18 protein-coding genes are annotated in these 19,508 nt (G+C 67.6%); 9 read left to right on the forward strand and 9 right to left on the reverse strand.

Annotation, left to right across the window (positions count from 1 at the left end; translation table 11 throughout):
- The first annotated feature begins 70 nt into the window (after positions 1-70).
- On the forward strand, positions 71-1,930 hold the full coding sequence (locus NLX83_RS22375) for a gamma-glutamyltransferase (protein ID WP_254237081.1): 1,860 nt from the start codon (positions 71-73) through the stop codon (positions 1,928-1,930).
- A gap of 118 nt (positions 1,931-2,048) precedes the next feature.
- The gene (locus tag NLX83_RS22380; RefSeq protein ID WP_254237082.1) at positions 2,049-2,339 is read left to right on the forward strand and encodes a 3'-5' exonuclease; all 291 of its coding nucleotides are present in this window, start codon (positions 2,049-2,051) and stop codon (positions 2,337-2,339) included.
- Here NLX83_RS22380 and NLX83_RS22385 read toward each other — a convergent pair.
- On the reverse strand, positions 2,305-3,081 hold the full coding sequence (locus NLX83_RS22385) for an SDR family oxidoreductase (RefSeq protein WP_254237083.1): 777 nt from the start codon (positions 3,079-3,081) through the stop codon (positions 2,305-2,307). The genes NLX83_RS22380 and NLX83_RS22385 overlap by 35 nt on opposite strands.
- Before the next feature lie 87 nt (positions 3,082-3,168).
- Here NLX83_RS22385 and NLX83_RS22390 point away from each other — a divergent pair, with 87 nt between their 5' ends.
- Positions 3,169-3,564 (forward strand): winged helix-turn-helix transcriptional regulator, encoded by a 396-nt coding sequence (locus NLX83_RS22390; protein ID WP_254237084.1) that lies wholly within the window; start codon positions 3,169-3,171, stop codon positions 3,562-3,564.
- Positions 3,565-3,737: 173 nt separating this feature from the next.
- On the opposite strand, the gene NLX83_RS22395 is transcribed toward NLX83_RS22390, so the two are convergent.
- Positions 3,738-6,932 (reverse strand): S8 family serine peptidase, encoded by a 3,195-nt coding sequence (locus tag NLX83_RS22395; RefSeq protein ID WP_254237085.1) that lies wholly within the window; start codon positions 6,930-6,932, stop codon positions 3,738-3,740.
- A 203-nt stretch (positions 6,933-7,135) separates the two neighbouring features.
- Here NLX83_RS22395 and NLX83_RS22400 point away from each other — a divergent pair, with 203 nt between their 5' ends.
- Positions 7,136-8,224 carry a hypothetical protein gene (locus tag NLX83_RS22400; RefSeq protein WP_254237086.1) on the forward strand — a complete coding sequence of 363 codons (1,089 nt, stop codon included), beginning with the start codon at positions 7,136-7,138 and terminating at the stop codon, positions 8,222-8,224.
- A 536-nt stretch (positions 8,225-8,760) separates the two neighbouring features.
- On the opposite strand, the gene NLX83_RS22405 is transcribed toward NLX83_RS22400, so the two are convergent.
- Positions 8,761-9,072 (reverse strand): hypothetical protein, encoded by a 312-nt coding sequence (locus NLX83_RS22405; RefSeq protein ID WP_254237087.1) that lies wholly within the window; start codon positions 9,070-9,072, stop codon positions 8,761-8,763.
- Positions 9,073-9,129: 57 nt separating this feature from the next.
- On the opposite strand from NLX83_RS22405, the gene NLX83_RS22410 reads away from it, so the two are divergent.
- A complete protein-coding gene (locus tag NLX83_RS22410) occupies positions 9,130-9,270 on the forward strand; it encodes a hypothetical protein (RefSeq protein WP_254237088.1) in 141 nt (46 codons plus the stop codon).
- Between the two features lie 564 nt (positions 9,271-9,834).
- Complete coding sequence (locus NLX83_RS22415) at positions 9,835-10,230, forward strand: hypothetical protein (protein ID WP_254237089.1); 396 nt, start codon at positions 9,835-9,837, stop codon at positions 10,228-10,230.
- Between the two features lie 47 nt (positions 10,231-10,277).
- On the opposite strand, the gene NLX83_RS41120 is transcribed toward NLX83_RS22415, so the two are convergent.
- Both NLX83_RS41120 and NLX83_RS22420 read right to left on the reverse strand, forming a co-directional pair.
- A complete protein-coding gene (locus NLX83_RS41120; protein WP_256564240.1) occupies positions 10,278-10,403 on the reverse strand; it encodes a hypothetical protein in 126 nt (41 codons plus the stop codon).
- An 8-nt stretch (positions 10,404-10,411) separates the two neighbouring features.
- Complete coding sequence (locus NLX83_RS22420; protein WP_254237090.1) at positions 10,412-10,645, reverse strand: hypothetical protein; 234 nt, start codon at positions 10,643-10,645, stop codon at positions 10,412-10,414.
- A 498-nt stretch (positions 10,646-11,143) separates the two neighbouring features.
- On the opposite strand from NLX83_RS22420, the gene NLX83_RS22425 reads away from it, so the two are divergent.
- Positions 11,144-11,371 (forward strand): hypothetical protein, encoded by a 228-nt coding sequence (locus tag NLX83_RS22425; RefSeq protein WP_254237091.1) that lies wholly within the window; start codon positions 11,144-11,146, stop codon positions 11,369-11,371.
- Positions 11,372-12,461: 1,090 nt separating this feature from the next.
- Here the strand turns inward: NLX83_RS22425 and NLX83_RS22430 are convergent.
- The 4 genes from NLX83_RS22430 to NLX83_RS22445 are packed head-to-tail and all read right to left on the reverse strand — an operon-like array spanning position 12,462 to position 17,233.
- Positions 12,462-13,487 carry a C40 family peptidase gene (locus NLX83_RS22430; RefSeq protein WP_254237092.1) on the reverse strand — a complete coding sequence of 342 codons (1,026 nt, stop codon included), beginning with the start codon at positions 13,485-13,487 and terminating at the stop codon, positions 12,462-12,464.
- Between the two features lie 13 nt (positions 13,488-13,500).
- Positions 13,501-13,980 (reverse strand): poly-gamma-glutamate biosynthesis protein PgsC/CapC, encoded by a 480-nt coding sequence (locus NLX83_RS22435; protein ID WP_254237093.1) that lies wholly within the window; start codon positions 13,978-13,980, stop codon positions 13,501-13,503.
- Positions 13,977-15,155: a poly-gamma-glutamate synthase PgsB gene (pgsB, locus tag NLX83_RS22440; RefSeq protein ID WP_254237455.1), complete on the reverse strand. Its 1,179-nt coding sequence runs from the start codon at positions 15,153-15,155 to the stop codon at positions 13,977-13,979. Before pgsB ends, NLX83_RS22435 begins: the two co-directional genes overlap by 4 nt.
- Positions 15,156-15,160: 5 nt before the next feature.
- The gene (locus NLX83_RS22445; RefSeq protein WP_254237094.1) at positions 15,161-17,233 is read right to left on the reverse strand and encodes a HAMP domain-containing protein; all 2,073 of its coding nucleotides are present in this window, start codon (positions 17,231-17,233) and stop codon (positions 15,161-15,163) included.
- 487 nt (positions 17,234-17,720) lie between these two features.
- On the opposite strand from NLX83_RS22445, the gene NLX83_RS22450 reads away from it, so the two are divergent.
- Both NLX83_RS22450 and NLX83_RS22455 read left to right on the forward strand, forming a co-directional pair.
- Entirely contained in the window at positions 17,721-18,497 is a 777-nt protein-coding gene (locus tag NLX83_RS22450; protein ID WP_254237095.1) for a hypothetical protein, read from the forward strand.
- 254 nt (positions 18,498-18,751) lie between these two features.
- Positions 18,752-19,474 carry a phosphatidylserine decarboxylase gene (locus NLX83_RS22455; protein ID WP_254237096.1) on the forward strand — a complete coding sequence of 241 codons (723 nt, stop codon included), beginning with the start codon at positions 18,752-18,754 and terminating at the stop codon, positions 19,472-19,474.
- Positions 19,475-19,508 lie beyond the last annotated feature (34 nt).

Raw genomic sequence — 19,508 nt, forward strand, 5'->3', positions numbered from 1 at the left:
GATCGCAGCCAGGCAATCGATTCAGTCTAGACGCAGACCAGGCAGACAACGGCAATCTCGGAGGACTCGCATGAGCGTGCTGGATCCGGCTACACAGGACGGCGAGGGGCGGCGTGCCGCGCTCGACCCAGGGAAGAAGCACATCAAACGACGGGACGTTCTTCTCGCGGCCGGCGCCGCTTCAGTGAGTGCGGCATTGGCGGCCTGTACTGGCGGAGGCAAGCCGTTTCCGGGCAGGCCGGTGGACTTATCTCCCGCACGTTGGCCGGCCGGCGAGCTGGAGCGCTATCAAGGCCTGCAGAGCAACTTTCCGGCAGAAGCCGGCGTGGGCACGGGACGCGACGGTGCGGTCACAGTCGTCGGCAATGCGTTTGCCGCACGTGCGGGCCTGGAGGCGCTCAAGCAGGGCGGCAGTGCCGTCGACGCCGCCCTGACGGGTGCGTTGACCCAGGTGGCGCTCACCTTGGGTGGACCTGTCAGCTATTTCGGCCTCCTGTCGCTGACGTACTACGACGCGACCAGTGGCAAGGTCCACACCATGGACGCCGAATGGAATACGGTCGCCGGTGAGCTCGAGCCATTGACCATTCCGGGTGGCAGCGGCTTCAACAGTCCAGAGGAGATGCGGGGCCTAGGCACGCCGAGCGGCCGCACGGCGCTGGTCGGCGGTTTCATGAAAGGGGTCGGCGCGGCACACCGGCGTTTCGGCAAGCTGCCCTTCGCTGCTTTGTTCGATCCGGCGATCTACGTTGCCGAGACCGGCCTGCCGGTCGAGGAGAGTCTGTTGGTGGCACTGCAGTTCCGCGGGGAGGACTTGGCGCGCCTGCCAGCGACCAAGGCTGTATTCTTCAAGTCAGACGGCAGCCCTTACCAGAAGGGTGACGTGTTGCGTCAGACCGCCCTGGCGCAAACCTTGCGCAATGTGGCGAGCCAGGGCGTCGACTACATGTACACCGGCCCGTGGGCAGAGAAGCTGATCGGGGCGGTGCGGGCTGACGGCGGCCACATGACAATGAAGGACCTCGCCGCATACCAGGTGGTTTGGCAGGAGTCGCTGGTCGCGGAGCAGTACGGCGGCTACGCCCTACACCTAAACGGCAACCTCGGTGGAGTCGGGCTGATCGAGTCGTTCAATCTCGCTGAGGTTTCCAAACTGGCCGATTACGGCCCCTGGTGGAAATCGGGTACGGCCGTGCGCATGGCCGCCGACATCACCTCACATTTCGACGCCAACTTCCTGCCTGCGGAGACGATCGCCAAGACATACCCGGGCATGGACTTCTCGCCTGCCGCTCGGGTGACCCGCAAACACGCCGAGGAACTGTGGCGGCGTATGCAGGCCGGCGCCAAGCTCGGCACCTACTTGAAGTCACCACATTCTGATTCCGTGGTGGCGGTGGACCGCTGGGGCAACATGGCCGCCCTCACGCACAGCATCAACACCATCAGCTGGGGCAAAACCGCCATCAACATCGACGGCATATCCATCGGCGACCCCGCATCTTTTCAGCAACAACTGGTTTCCAGCGTCAAGCCGGGCTCACGTCTGCCGTCGCCGGTCGAAACCGGCGTCCTGTTCAAGGATGGCAAGCCCGTGGTGGCATTTGCCGCCATGGGCGCAGGAATGCACCAGCGCACCTTCCCTTGCCTGACCAACGTGATCCGCCACGGCATGACGGTTTCCCAAGCGATCAACGCGCCAGATCTGCTTTACCCAGTGGTCGACAGCACAAGTCAGCAGGCCACCACCATCCAGGTTCCCGCGGGCCGCTTCGACAAAGACGTCCTGGAAGCCATCGGCTACGCCTACCGGGAAGACCCGTACGGTGCGACACAGGGCTACTGGGTGGCGATCAGCCGCGATCCACAGACCGGCAAACTCGAAGCCGCGTGCGCTAACCGTAGCAACGGTGCGGCCGTCGCCTACTGATCACGCATCTGAGGGACTATCCCGGGATCGGTGCGTCTTGTCTGGCGAGTTGTGGCGAGCGACGCTGTCTCCGGTGCGATGTGGCTCGTGAGCGAGCCAGGTGATGGGGGAGTGGAGCATGCTCGTCGATCCGGAGCGGAGCATGGGTGCCTCCTGGGTGCACGGACTCACGAGTGCTGATGTGGAGGGAACTCCCCGCTTCGGCGAGATCGCACATCCGATCGCGGAGCAGTTGGAAGGAACGATCCTCGTCGCGCATAACCTGCCGTTCGACGTGAGGTTCCTCGAAGCCGAGTTCGAGCGTGCCGGTCTGAGCCTTCCTGCCGACACGGGCGTGTGCGCCCTGGAAGTCGATCGCCTGCTCCGCAACACGCTCATGTCGAGGTCAATCCGGCCAGTTGTTGTTTGAGCACATCAAACCCGGCGTCGAGGGAGATCACCTGGCCGGTGATCGAGCCGAAGCCGCCGTCGGCGAGCAGCGCGACCGCGGCGCCGACGTCTTCGGGCTCGAGAACTCGGCCGTGAACCGACCGTTGAGCGATGGAAGCGCGCACGTCGCCGGTGAAGACGTCGGCAGTGGCGTCGGTGTTCACCGCGCCCAGCGCGAGGGTGTTGACGGTGACGCCGTACTGCCCGGCGTCCGCGGCGACGTGCCGGCTGAACGTGTTCAGCGCCGCCTTGGCGGTGGAATGCGCGGCGAGCATGCCGACCGTGTTCGCGACGGTGCTGGAGATGTAGATGATCCGTCCGGCACGCTGGTCGCGCATGATCGGAAGAACTCGCTGGGTCAGGTGATAGGAACCGGCGAGTTCCCCGACCACCTTGTGGACGAACGCCTCCCATGGCAGCGAGGCGAGCGGCTCGAACGGTGGCGGGACCGTGTTGGCGCTGCACACGAGAACGTCCACGCGCCCGTGCTCGGCGCGGACCCGGTCGACCAACGCGGTTGCCTGGGTGTGGTCGCAGACGTCTGCCTGCTCCGCCTGGGCGGTGCCGCCCACCGCCTCGATGCCGGCGACCACCTGCTCGGCCGCATCGGCGTTGCGGTGGTAGTTCACGATCACGTGATGCCCGCGCCGCGCCAGGCCGGCGGCGATCGCCGCGCCGATGCCGCGGCTCGCTCCGCTGACAAGTGCCACCGTGCTCGTCATCAGTTCCTCCCTCTGTGCCAAGGAGATCCGACGTTAGGCACCTGGGCTTACTTCAGGTAAGGACTTACCTTTGCGTAAGCTCCAAACGTGGGAGAAAATGTCGAGGCCAAGCGGCTTCCGCGCGACAGGCACAGTGATCTGTTTCACAGCGAATGCCCGGCCCGGGCCGTCTTCGACCGCATCACCGGCCGCTGGGCGCCGCTGGTCCTGGTCAAGCTGGCCGAAGGCCCGATGAGGTTCTACGAACTGCGCGACCAGATCGGCAGGATCAGCGAGAAGGTGCTGTCGGAGAAGCTGCGCCTGCTCACCCGCGACGGGCTGGTCGAGCGCACGGTCGAGCCGACCATCCCGCCAAGGGTCAGTTACGCGCTCACGGAGACGGGCCACAGCGTCGCCAAACCGCTGCGCCAGCTCATGCGCTGGGTGGCCGACCACGGCGACGCCATCCTCGCCGCCCAGGCACTGCACGACGAGCGGAGCTGACGCGGCCAGCACTTCCCAGGCCGTGGACGGCTGCTTCCCATACGGCAACGCGGTCGCGCTCGCCGCGGAGATCCCCGGCGCCCGGCTGCTCCCGCTCGAAGGCGTCGGCCAGGACCTGCCGAAGGCCGCGGGCGACGCTCGCGTCCGCGCTGCTGGAGCACACAGCCGGTCACCTACGACACGTTCTGCACGATCACGTCCGCGGACCCGAGCAGCAGTCCGGTGTCGGTGCGTGCCTCGACGCTGCTGTGCAGCACGCGCCCCCTGGCCGGAGCCGCGTTCGCGGTCAGCACGCCCGGAACCGTCCACTGTGTACCGGGCTGGCGGAGTGCGCTGGTATCGCTCACGTTCAGCGATCCGAACGACGGTGCGCTGAACACGTCCAGGTAGTTGAACGTGGTCGATCCGCTCGGCACGGTGAACGCGACGACCCGCACCATCCACGTGCCGGGCTTGAGGTCGGTGGTGATCGTGACCGTTTCCTCGGAGTCGCGGTCGGCTTGGGAGCCGCGCTGCACGCATGTTCCGCTGGAGCAGTCGAAGACGTACAGATCGAGGTCGGCGCCGAGGTCCGAGACGCCGCCGATCCGCGCCCGCAGCTGAGTCGTCCCCGGTGTCACCATGACCTGGAACTCCTGCCGCGCCTGCTCGGTGATGGTGGGCGTGGCCAGGTGGGCGCTGCCCAGCGCGGTGCTCGTCGCCTGGCCGGTGAAGCCCGCCAGCGTGTTGTTGAGCGTGTACTGGCGGTTGACCGGCTCACCGATCCGCGCCGACGGGATCGTGTCCGGGTTCGGCGTGATCGGCACACCGAGCGCCGAGGTGGTCACGGTGTACGGCGTTGACGCCGCGTCCGAGGTGAATCGGGACTCGACCACGACCTCCCAGACGCCGGGTGTCGGGTTGTCGATCGTCCGGCTGGTCGGCGAGCCGTTCGCGCACGATCCCCCTGGTGCGGGCGGGGTGAAGCACGAAGAGAGGTTGTTGGAGTCGGCGCTCGTGCCCCACGGCGTGTACCGCAGGAAGCGGATCTGGCCGGCTCCCGCCTGGAGGTCCACCTTCAGCACCGGCGTTCCGGCAGCGACGCGGACGAAGTGGCTCACTGTCCTGTTGCGACTGACAGAACCACTGTGTCGAACGGTGAAACCGTTGCTGGCGTTGAGTTCTTCGGCGGCCACGACGGTGTTCATCGTCTGGTACTCGGTGCCCGTGGTCATCGGGCTGTCCAGCTCCAGGATCGCCGAGTGCACGCCTGCGGTGCGCGGGTTGACCTCGACCTGGAGCTTGACCGCGTGCCCCTTGCGCAGGGTGATCGTCGTGGGGGAGCGGAAGGTGCCGTCGTTGCCCTGCCACGAAACCTGGTAGGTGATCGGGCTTTCCGGGCCGGAGTCGCGGGTGAACGTGTACTCGCGGGTGTAGCTGTCGCCGACCCGCACGCCCTCGCGGTCGTGGATGCCGACGCCGATGTTGGCGGTGGGCAGGAGGTCGGACTGCGCGGTGCGCACCGGCACGGCTGACCGGATGTCTGTCACAGTGACGTTGGCGCGCAACAGTTCCCACGCGCGGTCGACCTGGATCAGACCGGCGCCCTGTTCGTGGGCCTGGTAGCCGGGGATGGACCGCGTCGAGAACGTGATCGCTCGCCGGAGCTGGGCCGCGGAGTGCCCGACGCCGTTCGCCCTGGCCGCGCTCAGCAGCAGCGCGGCGGCTCCGGCGGTCTGTGGCGATGCCATCGAGGTGCCGTTGAACATGCTGTAGCCGGGCGGCAGCTGGTAGGTGCCGGGGACCGGCTGGCCGGCCGCCCATGTCGGCGTGGTGGAGATGGCCGAGCCGGGGGCGATGACGTTGGGTTTGAACCCGCCGTCCTCCCGTGGACCGCGCGCGGAGGACGGGTACAGGTTGTCCTCGGCTGCCGAGTCCGATCCGTAGTTGCGCTGCCAGCTCGCCCGCGAGATGTAGTTGCCGGAGCTGATCACCTTGGCTGCCACGGACGGATCGCCCGCGGAGTTCACCCCGGGGCCGCCGTTGCCGCCGGAGAGGAACAGCTGTACGTCGTAGGTGTCGACCAAACTGTTGTACAGCAACGCTTGTGCGCTGTTGCCGTCGTTGAGCGCGATCAGTCCGCCGACCGACAGGTTGACCACGTCGGCGTTCGCGTCGCGCGCGGCGTAGATCATGCCCTCGAACAGCCCGTGCGTCGTGCAGCCGTCGGCGACGCACGCGCGCACCGAGATCAGCTTGGCGCCGGGGGCCGCACCGCTCATGGCGCCGCCGAAGAGCCGGTTGCCCGCGGCGATGCCCGCGACGTGCGAGCCGTGCGGGTGCAGGGTGAGCCCGATGTTGACCGACTGGTGGGCCGGATCGGTCCGCACCGCGAACGGCATGGACTCCGCGATCGGAGTCGCGGGGTTGTCGGTGCCGAAGTGGCCGACGTCGTTGCGGACCTTGTAGTTGGTCATCGCCTTGTCGTCGGTGAAGTCCTTGTTCTGGTTGGTGTCCACCCACACGGTGTCGGTCGCCCTGTCCCAGGTGACGCCGAACGTGCCCACGCTGCCCGCCGGGTTGCCGTCGCGGTTGACGTCGTTGCCGACCGCGCCGCCCATCCGCGGGACCCGCTCGTCGAACACGCCGAAGCTGACCGCGCCCGCACCCGCCGGTGGGCGGTGATCGGCCGGGAGCGACCCGGTCATGTGCACCCACGTCGGGTCGTTGTCCACGTTCGCGCCGTTGACGAACTCGCCGTCGGTGTAGGTGACCCAGTCGACGATCTTGCGCTCGCCGGTGCTGGTGGTGTTCAGCGAGGGGTGGCCGAGGTCGACCCCGGAGTCCACGACGGCGATCCTCACGCCTCGGCCGTCCCAAGCCGGGTGCGCCTGCGCGAACTGCGCGGCTCCGGTGTCACCGGTCGGCAGGTAGGCGTTGACCCGGGGCGTCGTGGCGTCGGGCGGCGGCTGCGGAGTCGGCGCGGTCTGGCCGCCGGGTCTCGGATCGTCCAGCTGGACGGTCTCGGCGACGTCCACCGCCCGCACGTCCGGCAGCGCGGCCAGCTTCCTGACCTGGTCTACCGGGGCCTCGACGCGCACGTAGCCGATCTCGTCGGCGCGGAAACCGACCCGGGCACCCGCTCTGGAGAGCTGGTCGGCACCCCGTGCTGCGGCACCTCGGCGCGTCATGACGAGCAGGGTCACCGTGCGCTGGCCGCGCTGGACGGCCTCGGCGAGCAGCTTCTCGTCGTGCCGCCCGAGCGCGGCCTCGTCGGCGCGCGGAGCGGTCGCGGCGGACTGCGCCGAGCCGGTCAGCGCGATGGCGGTCGTGAACGCCATCCCGAGGGCGAACCGGGCGCGCTTCCGCCAGTGGCGTCGGGACTTCATCCCATTCTCTCCTTTGGGTCGCGTCGAAGCTGGGAGGAACTAAACGCGCAGCCCGTGTAAAGGAGACGTGATGAATCGCGAAGCTGTAACTGCTTCGGGGGACGCCGCCGGGCCGCACATCACATCTCTCGATGATTGTTGTGAAAATCGATTTCCCTTCTTACTGTCGATCGCCTTCCGTCTACTCTCGATAGGGGGCATTCGTGCCCGTTTCGCATGTGGTCACCGCGGTCGCGCTGAGCGTCGGTCTCACCGCGTCCGCGCCCGGCACCTGGGAGTCCGCCGGTGCTCTTCCCGCCGCCGGGGAGAACCGGATGTGGGACATCGCGGCCGTCAGGGCCGGGGACGTCTGGGCTGTCGGCGGCCAGGACCTCAAGGACCAGCGCGGGCGACCGCTCGCGCTGCGCTTCGACGGGACGAAGTGGACCGAGCACGCCGTGCCGGGTGACGGCAACGACCAGATCTTCCGCGTCGCGCCGCTGGGCCCGGCTGATGTCTGGGGCGCGAAGAACGGCTGGCAGGACGCGACCGGTGGCAAGGTCGGCCTGGTGCGCTTCGACGGGACGACGTGGTCGGAGGTGACCATCGCCCCGGTCGCCGGAGGTACCCACGCGGGACTCATGGACGTCCGGGCGTTCGCGATGCACAACGTCTGGGTCATCGGCAACACCGACCACGACGGCGCGGGCAGGACGTGGACCGTGCTGCCCGCGCCCGCGAGCGGCTTCTACTACACCATCGGCGGCGACCCGAGGAACCCCGTCATCGTCGGCAACGAGGGCGATCGTGCTGTGGCACAACGGTGGGACGGTGCCGCGTGGCGGCCGATGACGATGCCCGACCTCGGCAACGCCTACCTCGTCCGCCTCGTCGAGCGGGGCGGGAACCTTCTCGCCGTCGGCTCCACGGAGACCGCGCGCGCCGACCTCCGCGAGTCCGCTCCCACTCCGCGTGCAGGGAGCAGGCCCGTCGCGGTCGAACTCGTCGGCGGCACCTGGATCCGGCGGGACCTCCCCGCGGTCGCCGGTGAACTCGCCACCGCCACGCCCGACGGCAACGGCGGAGCCTGGGTGAGCGGTCAGCGCGCCGGTGGCGCGCACGAGCCGTTCTTCCTGCACTACGACGGAAACCGGTGGACCGAAGCCGGTCTCGGCGAGAGCCTGGCGGGCAAGCCCGCGAACTTCTTCGGCATCACCACGGTCCCCGGCACGCGCGAGACCCTCGCCGCCGGCGGTTCCGGGGAGTACCACTCCGCCACGTCGAGCCGGCTGGCCAAGCTCACCAGGAAATAGCCGCCACCTGCGGTTCAAGAAAACCTGCGAGGTCGGTCTGGATGGTTGCCCGACACGATCCTCGAAGAAGTTGAGAACCGTGCGGGAAACCATCATCACGACACTGGTGGCGCCAGGGTAGAAACGAAGTGTCAAAGGGGACACGGGTGACGTTGTGCTGCGACGCGCTGGTGCGCGAGACGGTGATCCGTGCACCAGCGAGGAGCGGGCGTACCGCAGTCGTCGATCTCAAGCTACGCCACAGAGTCGCCCACCCACGACGTCGCCTCGACGCAGCGAACCGGCGAGGTGGAAACCGTAGATGTCGGTGATCCACAGCGGCTGTGCGCCCGTCAGCGCGGATTGGCCCTAGGTCGTTCGTTGACCAACAGCGTCGTTGGCCCGCGTATGCGGGGACGAGTTGATTCCGAACCGCGACCGTGTCGGCGCGGCCATCCGCGTAGGGGATGCGAAAGCGGCACACGCCGAGCCAGAGACCGTCCACTGTCCGGAACCACCCGGTCAGCGTGCGCTCGACCCGCCTGATCATCACACCTTTACCGCGGTGACGCCGTGGCGGGGCTCGGATAGGCGGTGGCACTGAACTCCGCGCGTGCGGCTTCGTCCGAGGCATCGAGGAACCACCGACTGTCCACGCCGGACAGTGCGCACACCGAACAGGAGACGCGAAGAACTTGGTCGGTGGTGAGGGTCGCGGTGTAGCCCGTCACCGCCAGAACGTGCTTCCCGAGAACGCAGTGCGCGGGCAGGAGCACGACCCGTGCACCGAATCCGTCGATCCGATGCTGAGCCGGACGAGTGGTCGAGAAGCGCCCGATGTCGCGGGAAACCATGTCGCGGGAAACCATTGGGAGGGAACACCTTCATCCTGTCGACTGACTAGTCGACGTGGCAGCTGTGGAACGGTGAACGCGGTCCAGATCGGCTCGGGCGAGCTGGCCGCAGGTGCTGTGGGACCGCCGGGCCCGGGCATGCTGATGTGGATCGAGCGGGGGCGGGCGGCGGCGGCGCCCCGGCCGGTGGCGTGGACTTCGACCTCGCGGTAGCGCAGATACCAGTCCCCGGCACCGACGCCGTACCAGCGACCGTTGGCGCAGCGCAGCTCGACATCCGCGGTTGGCCAGGGGCCCAAGGGAAGCAGCACTGTCCCGCGTTGGCGCACCCGCGCGGCGAGCTTGCGGGTCTGGGCTGCGTTGATCGTGGTGGTGCCAGCGAAGGCGACCAGGTGGCGTGCTCCTCGAACATGCCTCGGTCTGGAAGGTCGACCACAGCTACCTGTCTGCGGCTACGTGCTGTCGTTGACCATGCCGAGCTAGGCTCGCCTTGGAACTGCCGGCGAGTTCGCGAGCTTGCTCGCCGAGGTCCTCGGCGGACTCGGCCTGAACAGTGAAACGCGCTGCCACAGAAGCGTAGGCCGATTCACATCTGTGCTAGTCCGGTGTGCAGGCAGTACCGAATCAGTACAGAGCTTCCGGCAAGCCCGCGACCTCGGGATGTGCTCGGCATTCGTCGCCAAGTCGGCGTCAGGGAAGTGTCAGCGGCACGGACAAGACTGGTCCCTGGCCGATGAGCCGCGCACACCACTGATCCACGGAACGAGGTCGACGATCATGAAGAGGTTCGCCAGGGCAGGAATGATCACCGTCGCGGCGATTGCCGCCATGGTGGTCGGAACTGGAGCCACCAGTGCCGCTTCTCCTGACGCTGGCACGATCAGTGTGAAGGACGTCAACCAGTGGTATGCCGATGTGACCGTCAAGAACACTCGTGGCGACGGTTGGTGTGTTCAGGCGGAGGTCTACTGGTTCGGCTATGACGTCGAGCGCGAGTACGACTTCGACAGCTCGAAGGTCGTGTGCGGCAAGGGTAAGACTGCCCGCCTGCAGACCAACCCGGGTGACGGCATCACGTTCAAGGCGAAGAAGCTCTGGATCGTCATCAACACCAGGAACCCCAGCGGTTCCTGGATCACTCCGACGAAGCGGTCGTACTCCCGCAGTTGGTGAGCCACCATCACGGCGAGGCGGTACCGCAGGCAGGGCGGCAATGGCGTTCAGGGGGTCAACGGAGTCGGCGCCGAGGTGGCGAATCCGCTGGCGTGCGAAGTCATCCACAGCGTGCCCTGGATGTGTCGGGGATCGACGGTCTCGGCATCCCCGGAGATATCGAGACCGTTCACCGTCGTGCCTAGGCGAGAAACCTCGGGCTCCCGCCACTGCAAGAACGCGACGAGCACCGATCGGCAATGATCAGCCTGTGGGCCTTGGTGATCTCGGTGGGGTCCTCGGCGGCGAGCAGGTAGTTGTAGCGGGTGGTCTCGGGGTAGCTCGCCGAGTGCAGGCTGCGGTCCCAGTCCCGCGGGAAGCCCGCCCAGATGTGGGACAGGGGTGCGGTGAGCTTGTCAAGATCGAGAAGGGGCATCGGAAGGCTGGCGAGTCAAGGGGTCGACGAGCGGTGTGCTCGACCTCGAAGCCGTGCCAAGATCAAAAACAGGAGGCCCTCCGCAGTGTCTGACCTGCGAAGAGCCTTCTGGCCGTCGGGATGACAGGATTTGAACCTGCGACCCCTTGACCCCCAGTCGTGGAGGGTCGTAGCGGCGTGCTCCGGTCGGTTTTTCGAGGTCAGCCTCCAGTGTAATCGGCCGAGTAAAGGAGTCTCTGGTTTCGGGCAGGTGGCGGTCCACCACCGGGATCATGCCGGACACATCCGCGCTGGCGCGGGACTTCGGAACGAGCCCGTCGCTCACCTATGCCGCAGTGGACGCACCCCCGCTGCACGGGGACTTCTATTGGTGTGCCACCGGCGACACCACGACCACGGACGCACCCCCGCTGGCGCGGGGACTTTCGACCCATCAGAATCGATTCGTCGTATCCGGGGGGACGCACCCCCGCTGGCGCGGAGACTTCCCTGCTGGACGTGCACTTCTACCGCTACGTTATCTTATTGAGACCGTTGGTGTTCGAAGGTAAGCAGATCGGCACCGCGCTGATCACGGGCAAAGTCGAGTTCGACGCCATGCTGGCCATGCACGGCAGCGTATCTTCTGGTGCTGGGGTGCGGCTGATAAGTCGCCGCACCATGCACCATGCACCACGTCCGCAATCTGCTGGCGAGGCGGGAGCGGTGCGCCCCCCTTCCGGCTAGCGGCGCTTCCAAGAGCAGGTGTGTCCAAGGTGGACTCTTGTCACGGCTGTTCCCACCGAATAGCCAAGCGGGCTTGGTGAATGGTGAGCGGCTCGTTGGCGGCGCGGTAGAGGTTGATGTGTTGCCGTCATAGGTCGCGGGCCAGGTCCGGCGGGTCGCAGTCGCTGGCGATCAGGGCGGCCTTGTTCAGGCCGTGCGTGCCCAGCCGAGCCCGATTCGCGATTCGCTTGGGCATGTCGGTCAAGGCATGGAGCTACTCGCAGCTGGTTTGATCGAATGCGCTGACAGCAAGCAGGCCCACGCCGAGTGGGGAGGGGCTCCGTGTGCCATTCGGGGAGTTCAGCCTCTACAAGGGCGCGCCGAATAGACAAGGAGAGTCGGAGCCTTGATGCGACGTTGGTGGGCTCAAACGCTGTCGGTGTCGCTGGATAGGCTCGGAGTTCGCGTGGCCCCGGCTTGACGCTGACGCTGGGAGGGGGCACCGGTGGTGCTGGTGGTCAGGACGTGGACCGGCCGCGAGACCAAGGCGTTGCGGGATGCCCGGCGGATGAGCGCCAAGGAGTTCGCCGCGCATTTGGGCTTCGATGAGAAGGCTGTTCTCGGCTGGGAGAAGGGCGCCACGCTCCTACCGCGCACCCAGCAGGTTCTCGACGTCGACCTCGCTCGGGCACCTGAAGATGTACGGGCTCGGTTCGAAGCCGCGTTGGCGGCGTTCCCGTCACCAGCGGTCGCCGCAGGGACATTGGGCCGCGAGTCGGCTGGACGCAGCGAGGTGTTGTTGGAGTCGATGCTGCAGCACGAGGAGTTCGCGCTTCTGCCGTACGTGCCACCGGCGGGGGCGGCGGAGCGGTTGGAGGAGTTTCTGGCCTCGGCCTCGCGGGTGTATCTGCTGTCGGGGTCGGCTGGGTCGGGCAAGACTTCGCTGCCCGCGGCGAGGGCATCGATGGCGATCTGCACGACCTCCCTGCCGGGGGAGCCCCCACACGCGCCACTCAACCATGGCGCTGCGAGGACCACACCTGCACATCTCCGCCACGCAGTGGGCGACGCCGTTGCGCCTCTCCTGTTGCCATTCCAGGGTGCCAACGTTTCAGATCCGTCGGGCCGCGCGCCATGCTCGGGAGTAGTGGCCGTTGTCGTCCAGCAGCGACGTACCGCCGAAGTCGCCGAGGGTGGGACCGTTGGCGCGTTCCCGGCTCGATATGAAGCGGTGCTGGCGGTTGGTGTCGATTCCCAGGTATATCCCGACGTGATCGAGCTGGGCGTCGGAGTCCTCGGCCTCGAAGAACACCAGATCGCCCGGCTGCAAACGGGAATGGGCGGTCGCGGTGCTCTTGGTGTCGGCCACCAGGAGCGTGCCGGGACTGTACTTCGCCATCGCGTAGGCGCGGCGCGGCAGGCCGGGACCCGAGGTGTTGCCGCTGAGCAACGGGTATCCCATGCGGTAGCCGTAGACGAGCCGGACGAAGCCGGAACAGTCGACCGCACCGTAGCGCGCGGGGTCCGGCTTGCGCTTGACACCGTCACCGAAGGTCCAGGGCGTGCCGAGGTAGTCGATGAAGTCGGAGCGCTCCAGTCGTCCCGCACCGGATGACGCGACCGGACCGAACGCGGCGTCGCCCTGGAAACGGACGCCTTTGGCATCTCGCCGCGCTCGTGCGCCCTCGATGTAGCCCATGGCGATGGCGAACATGTCCGGCTCGCTGGTGTCGCGAGCCTTGGTGAACCACGGGGTAAACCAGGGCTCGGTCTCGGCACCCGCTCGCCATGCGGTGGGCAGCAACCGCACCCACGTGGTCGTCACCACGGCTGCGGCGGTGAACGCGGGCTCGGTGAACGTGCGTTGCGGTCCGGTGACCGTCACGGTCCGCGCGCCGTCGGTGAGCGTCATGACCACAGCGCCCGCCGCGTCCCGGACGACCGTGCGGTCCGGTCCGCGCAGGCGCTCGTAGCCGACCGCGCCGGAAGGCTTCGCATCGTGTTCGGCGGCAACAGGTTCCGGAGCTGGGTCGTGCGCGCCGGCCACCTCGCTCACGAAGTGCACGACGCCCCAGAACGCGAGGCCGATGGTGGTGGCGACCGCGGCGGTGCGGACGACCTTGGTGGTGCGACTCATCCGGGTGGGCTCCTCAGATCGTGGGCACGAGGCCGGCCAGCACCCCGCTGGCGAGCACGCCGTAGCTGGCGAAACTGACGCTCGCGGTGGCCAGCAGCGTCGGCATCGGCGGCTGCCGCACCAACTGGTAGGCGATCAGTCCGGGAACGACGAACCCGAGCGTCTGGTGGGCGAAGAGCATCGGGTAGTCCTGCTGGATGAGCACGACCAGCGTCGTCTGCAACAGCACACCGGTCAGCACCACGGTGGCGAACAACCGCTTCCCGTACAGGATCACCAGCCGCTGCAACAGGGTGACCAGAGCGAAGGTCAGCGCTGTCATGGCGACGACGATCCCGGCCTTGCGGTAGTCCTCCACGAGGGTCAGCGCCAGCCAGCCCGGCGTGATCATGCCGCCGGGGGAGAGGTTCGTCGTCAGGTAGCACAGCAACGAGAACACCAACCCGATCGCCAGGCCGAGCGTGGCGACCTCGGGCATCAGCTGGACGTTCACCGGCCGGCCTCCGCGCGGTCCAGGGCGTCCAGCTCGTCCAGCAGCAGCTCGCCCTGCCCGTGGATGTTGCCGATGGTCACGACCGAGGCGTGCCCGTCGACGCCCGCGACGATCGCGTCGAGCAGGGCCCCGGGGTGGCGGTTGCCACCGAGGTCGGTCACCACCTCCTGCCACTGGCGGGCGATCCTCTGGCGGGCGCTGCGGGTGGGTTCGCCGATCAGCAGCACCCGCTCGGGGGCGAGCTCGGCGACCAGCGCGCCCATCTGGCCGTTGCGCTCCACGCGGTCCGGCCGGCAGTTGATCACGACGTGCAGCGGGCGCTCGATCGCGCCGTGGGCGAGCAGCTGCTCGATGTTCATCAAGGTGGATTCCGGGTCGTTGGCGGCGAACACGTTCGCCACGCTCAGCTGTCTGTCCTGGTGCCGGTAGCGCTTGACCGTCAGCACGCCGGGGTCCGGCGGCGCGGCCCACATCCCTTCGAGCGCCGAGTGCCTGCTCACGCCGAGCAGCCTGGCCACCGCCAGCGCGATCGCCACGTTCTCCTTGAACGTGATCCAGCCGAACCGGGCCATCTCCGCGTCGGTCACGGTCTCCGGGTCGACGGAGACCAGCGCGCAGTCGCGGCTCGCGGCCTGCTGTTCCAGGATCTTCAGCCGCTCCCGCTCCGCGGTCACGCAGATCCCGCCGACCGGCATGGACCGGCTCAGCGAGCGGGCGACGTCGTCCAGGGTCGGACCCATCTCGGCGAGGTGGTCCTCCCGGACGTTGCACAGCACGCCGATGGTCGAGCGCACCAGCTTGCGCTGGTTGATCTCCTGGAGGTCGGGCAGCACCGCCATGCACTCGATCACCAGCGCGTCCGGCCGGTAGGCGGCGGCCTTGCGCACGATGCCGATCTGCTCGACCACGTTGGCGATGCCGAACTTGCGGTACACCGGTTCCTCGCTGCCGTCGGGGTGGATGAACCTGGCGGCGGTGCCGGTCGTCTTCGCCACGGTGACCAGGCCGCCGCCGCGGAGCGCACCCGCGCACAGGCGGGTGATCGAACTCTTGCCCCGGATGCCGTTGACCAGGACCCGGTGCGCGATCACGTCGAGGTTCGCGTTGTGCCGCCGCTGTTCGACCACGCCGCTGACCAGCAGGCCGACACAGGACAGCAGCAGCACGCAGTACATGAAGGTCACCGGAGCCCGACCCGCGTCTCGCAGCGCTGGAACTGGACCGTCTTGTCGAGATCGAGGTCGCCTTCGATCCGTTCGAACAGCGTCGTCTTTCCGAGGTCGTCCTCGATCCGCTGGAAGAGCGTCGTCTCCTCGGAGGCGTTGCCGGCGGGGCGACGCACGTCACCGAGCCTGCCGACCCCGTCGACCAGGCCCTGTCGGCAGATCTCCAGGCAGGACGTGATGGTGCCGATCTCGTCGTGGCGCCGGGAGAACAGGACCGTCGACCGGTCGCCCGCGACCAGCCGGTCGGCCTGGCCTGCCAGGGCGCGCAGCGGCCGGATCACTAGGAAGTGGTGCCAGCCCAACAGGAGCAGGCCCAACAACAACGCGATCAGCGCGACGACCAGGGTGCGGTCCCGCACCGTGTTGCCGGTCAGCGCGAGGTCGGCGACCGGTTTCTCGGCGACGAACGACCACGCGAGCCTGCCGAGCGCTCCTTGGCGCAACGTGGTCGCGGTGACAACGGCCGTGTCGTCCACCACGCGCACCACGGCGTCCTTGTCGCGGGCCTCGGTGACGCCGCGGCGAACCCGCGCCACGGTCACCTTCTCGAAGGCGACGTAACCGCCGGTCGCGACCAGGGTGTGCATTTCGGCGTCGAGCAAGCGCACCTCTCCCGGTGCCCGACGCAGCAGGTCGGCGACCCGGTCCACGTCGAACTCACCGATCGCGGCGCCACCGCCGGGCAACGGGACATGCGCGTAGAGCACGGCCACCCGGCCGCGGCTCTCGTCCTGCCGAACACCCTCGAACGCCGGTGGCACCGTCTGGGTGCGCAACGGCTCGCGACCGACGCGGTACCCAGGACGGCCGGTCTCATCGACCAGGTACACGCTGCGGTACCGCTCTTGGGTCGCGTGCAGCTCCTTCAGCGCGGCCTCGGGAACAGCCGCGACGGTGACGGCGGCCTTGAGGTCGGTGAGTCCGCTGGTGAAGCTGCGCTGCACAGCGGTAGCGGCCATCGCGGTCTGGTTGTGCAGGCTCGCGGCGACCGACTGCGGCACCGCGACGGCACGGTCGCCGATGACGAGCACGCAGCCCGCGGCCCAGGCAACAACCGCCAGGGAGGCGAGGAGAACGGCGAATCCCGCCGACATCCCGCGCTTGCGGGCCCGGGGCCCACGTCTTCGACCCCTCCTGACAGCGGTTCCCGGCCGGACCAGGGTGGCCTTCATCGTCACGCGGCAGTGCTCGACAGCATCGGCTACGCGCCGCAGCTCGGCGGCGCGGGGTGTGCTGACCCGGGTGTCCAGGTCGCCGTCAGCGACGCGGATCGCGTCGTGACGCACGCGCTTCAGCGGAGCTACCAAGGTGCGGTTGATGAGCACGAAGCCGGAGATCGCGACGACCACGAGCAGGGCCGCGGGGAGCGCGCCATCGAAGCCCGTGGTGGGGGAGGCCGCGGCGTGCGCGATGCCGACAGCCCCCAGGACCAGGGAGTCGAGTTCGGTGGAGCGAACGGGGGCGTAGGTCACGACAGCGTGCTCTGGGCCGGACGCGCCGTACAGGGTGCCGTGTTCGCCCCTGGCCGCGGCCGCTCCTGCATGGGCGACGAGCGACCGCACGGTGTGATCGGGTTCGTCTCGGCCGGATGCGACGACCTGGCCGGAAGCGGTGGTGAAGGTGAGTGCCTGCCGCAGTTCGCTGTGCGCCTCGACCTTCGGCAGCGCGACCCGGCTCGTCGCGGCCAGCAGCCGGTTGTCGGGCAGGGCGATGGCGGTGACAGTGCGCAGGAATCCGTCGGCGACCGAGACCGGGGCGACGGCCACGTCGACGATCGCCGGCGGTAGCACCTCGACCGGCACCTGCTCACCGGTCGATGCCAGCAGCGCTCGGGTGCGTCCGTCCATGACCACGGCACCGTGCCACTGCCGGAGCTTGGGGAGCCGGAGCAGCAGCTCCTCCGCTGTTGGCGCGGGTGCGGCGGCCGCTACCTGCAGGTCGCTCGCGCCCTGGTTGATCGTGGCGCTGAGCGACGCGACGACGCCGGCGACCAGTTGGTGCTGTGATTCGGCGACCGCGCGGGGCACAGGGCCGGAGTCTCGTACGGTCAGGAGCAGTCCGGCCAGCCCGGACAGCAGGACCAGCAGGGTCAGAACGGTGCCTGATGGGACACGAATCCCCGACGGAAACCTGTTCTCCGGTAACTGTTCCTCAAGCTTTGCTCTCGACCTGGATTTTCTCCGAAAGGTCTTGGTCACCCTTGTCTCCGTAGTCGTTTCCGGCTAAGCAGGTTTCGCGCTCGTGTCTTAGGCACTTGAACGGGATGGTTGAACACACGTCCGGGGTGTCACCCCCCGATGGGTTCACGATCGTTTGCCATCTAGGTGAGAGTTCGCTCTGAATTAAATAACTATTGAGTAACGGGGTGTGAGTTTGATGGGAATTTCTCTTCGGTGGCGCCGGGGTCTGCCAATTCTCGGATCTCTTGTCCTGGTCGCATTGTTCGTCCTGCTTGCCATTACGCCGAAGGGTGCGGTACTGCGACGGGTATCCGCTGGTGGAGATCCTGTCGAGGTGGTGCTGGAGCACGCGGTGGGGCTGCGGCCCGACGCCCGTTACCGGCCACCGGGGGAAGTCGAACGCCGAAAGTTCGTCATTGAGATGCGTGAGCTGCACATCATCGGACAGGTGAATGGCGGCCTGGCTCAGTTGGGCTTCACGGTGACCTTCGACGAGGACCCGGCCACCGGCCGCCGCTACGCGCTCGTCGACGACGAGCCGGGTTCGGAGTGGGCGTGGGGGCTCTACCTCGTCGACCTCAGCGGGCCGCCCAGCGTGCTGGTCGAGGTGCCGCACCCCAACTCCGACCTGCGCACCGAGGAGGTCGGTCTGGCGATGTGGCGAGCGGTCCCCGGCGCGATGCTCGCGGTGTCCGGCACGCACCGCAGGGTTGGTGGCGGTGCGGGCGATGTGGCCCATCGGACCGACTCGATGTTCCACGCCATCGCGGTCGACCACGCCCGCCGCGGCGTGCCACAGGTCCAGTTCCACGGGTTCGACGACGGCAGCCTTCCCGGGGTCGATGTCGTGGTTTCGGTCGGTAACGGACGGCCTGGTCCGATCGCGCGTGAAGCCGCCGACGGCATCGCGGACAAGGGGTTGGACGTGTGCGTGGCATGGCGGTCGAACTGCGGTGAGCTCGAAGGGTTCCGCAACAAGCAGGGGAGCGCGGCGGCCGACCACGACGCGGTGTTCCTCCACGTCGAACTGAGTCGCTCCACCCGGGACACCGAGTCGGCATGGCTACGAGCCGTCATGGCGATCGCCGTTGCGGGACTGGCCGACCGGTAGGAGGCGTTCTCGTTGCCGTCGACGTTCGTCCAAGCAGCCAAGTCCCCAGTTGAACGAGTTGGTGACGCGGGTTCGCGGGGGGCCGCTGTTCGACGACCGATGTTCTGAACCCGATACCGCTCCCACCTGGCGAATTCGTTCGGAACACGTGCCCGCACAGCGGTTTCTTGCGGTCTTCGCGCAGTTCTTTAACCGTGCGCTGGTCGACTCGAATCTGCCCGAGTCACCCACCCGGAAACCGGAAGTTGCGTGCTATGGCTCAATCTCTTGAGGCCTGGGTTGAATCCGAGGTCAAACCCTATGCGAGCCGGTCGCTGGCCTATCTGTCGCAGTACCACTTCTTTCGTGACCCGACCAGGCCGGTGTTCTCCGACCCCGAGCTGTTCTTCTCCCCGGCCGATGGTGTCGTGCTCTACCAGGAGACGGTCAAACCGGACGAGGCGCTGGTCAACATCAAAGGGGTTCCGTACACGCCGCGCCAGGCGCTGCGCAATCCCTGGCTCGACCAGTCCTGCCTGATCATCGGCATTTTCATGACGTTCTTCGACGTGCACGTCAACCGCGTTCCGTACGCGGGGCGGCTGTGCTGGCGGATGCTGGACCCGGTCGACACGCTCAACTATCCGATGCTGGACATCGAGAAGGACCTCTTGGAAGAGCTGCGCGTGGATCCGGCCCGCGCCAGTTACCTCCACCACAACCAGCGCATGGTGAACCGGGTCGACGTGCCCTCGCTCAAGCAGTCCTACTACGTCCTGCAGATCGCGGACTACGACGTCGACTCCATCACGCCTTTCGACCTGGGGCAGAACCAGCAGGTCTGCCAGGGCAAGCGGTTCTCCCAAATCCGCTATGGCTCCCAGGTCGACCTGGTGATCCCACTGTCCGGGCACGTCGACTTCGTCCCCTTGCAGACGCCTGGAACGCACGTCGAAGCCGGGGTCGACCCGCTGGTCCGCGTCGTCTTCCCGAACTGACCCCCGCACGCTTTCGCCGAAGGAGCTGTCCCCG

The sequence above is a fragment of the Allokutzneria sp. A3M-2-11 16 genome, assembly GCF_024213555.1.
GTDB lineage: Bacteria > Actinomycetota > Actinomycetes > Mycobacteriales > Pseudonocardiaceae > Allokutzneria.

Coding starts and splice junctions, on each gene's coding strand:
- NLX83_RS22430 (WP_254237092.1), bottom strand. CDS start 13,487: ATGAGTCGCACCACCAAGGTCGTCCGCACCGCCGCGGTCGCCACCACC.
- NLX83_RS22375 (WP_254237081.1), top strand. CDS start 71: ATGAGCGTGCTGGATCCGGCTACACAGGACGGCGAGGGGCGGCGTGCC.
- NLX83_RS22420 (WP_254237090.1), bottom strand. CDS start 10,645: ATGCCCCTTCTCGATCTTGACAAGCTCACCGCACCCCTGTCCCACATC.
- pgsB (WP_254237455.1), bottom strand. CDS start 15,155: ATGTACTGCGTGCTGCTGCTGTCCTGTGTCGGCCTGCTGGTCAGCGGC.
- NLX83_RS22395 (WP_254237085.1), bottom strand. CDS start 6,932: ATGAAGTCCCGACGCCACTGGCGGAAGCGCGCCCGGTTCGCCCTCGGG.
- NLX83_RS22415 (WP_254237089.1), top strand. CDS start 9,835: ATGAAGAGGTTCGCCAGGGCAGGAATGATCACCGTCGCGGCGATTGCC.
- NLX83_RS22405 (WP_254237087.1), bottom strand. CDS start 9,072: ATGGTTTCCCGCGACATGGTTTCCCGCGACATCGGGCGCTTCTCGACC.
- NLX83_RS22455 (WP_254237096.1), top strand. CDS start 18,752: ATGGCTCAATCTCTTGAGGCCTGGGTTGAATCCGAGGTCAAACCCTAT.
- NLX83_RS22385 (WP_254237083.1), bottom strand. CDS start 3,081: ATGACGAGCACGGTGGCACTTGTCAGCGGAGCGAGCCGCGGCATCGGC.
- NLX83_RS22380 (WP_254237082.1), top strand. CDS start 2,049: ATGCTCGTCGATCCGGAGCGGAGCATGGGTGCCTCCTGGGTGCACGGA.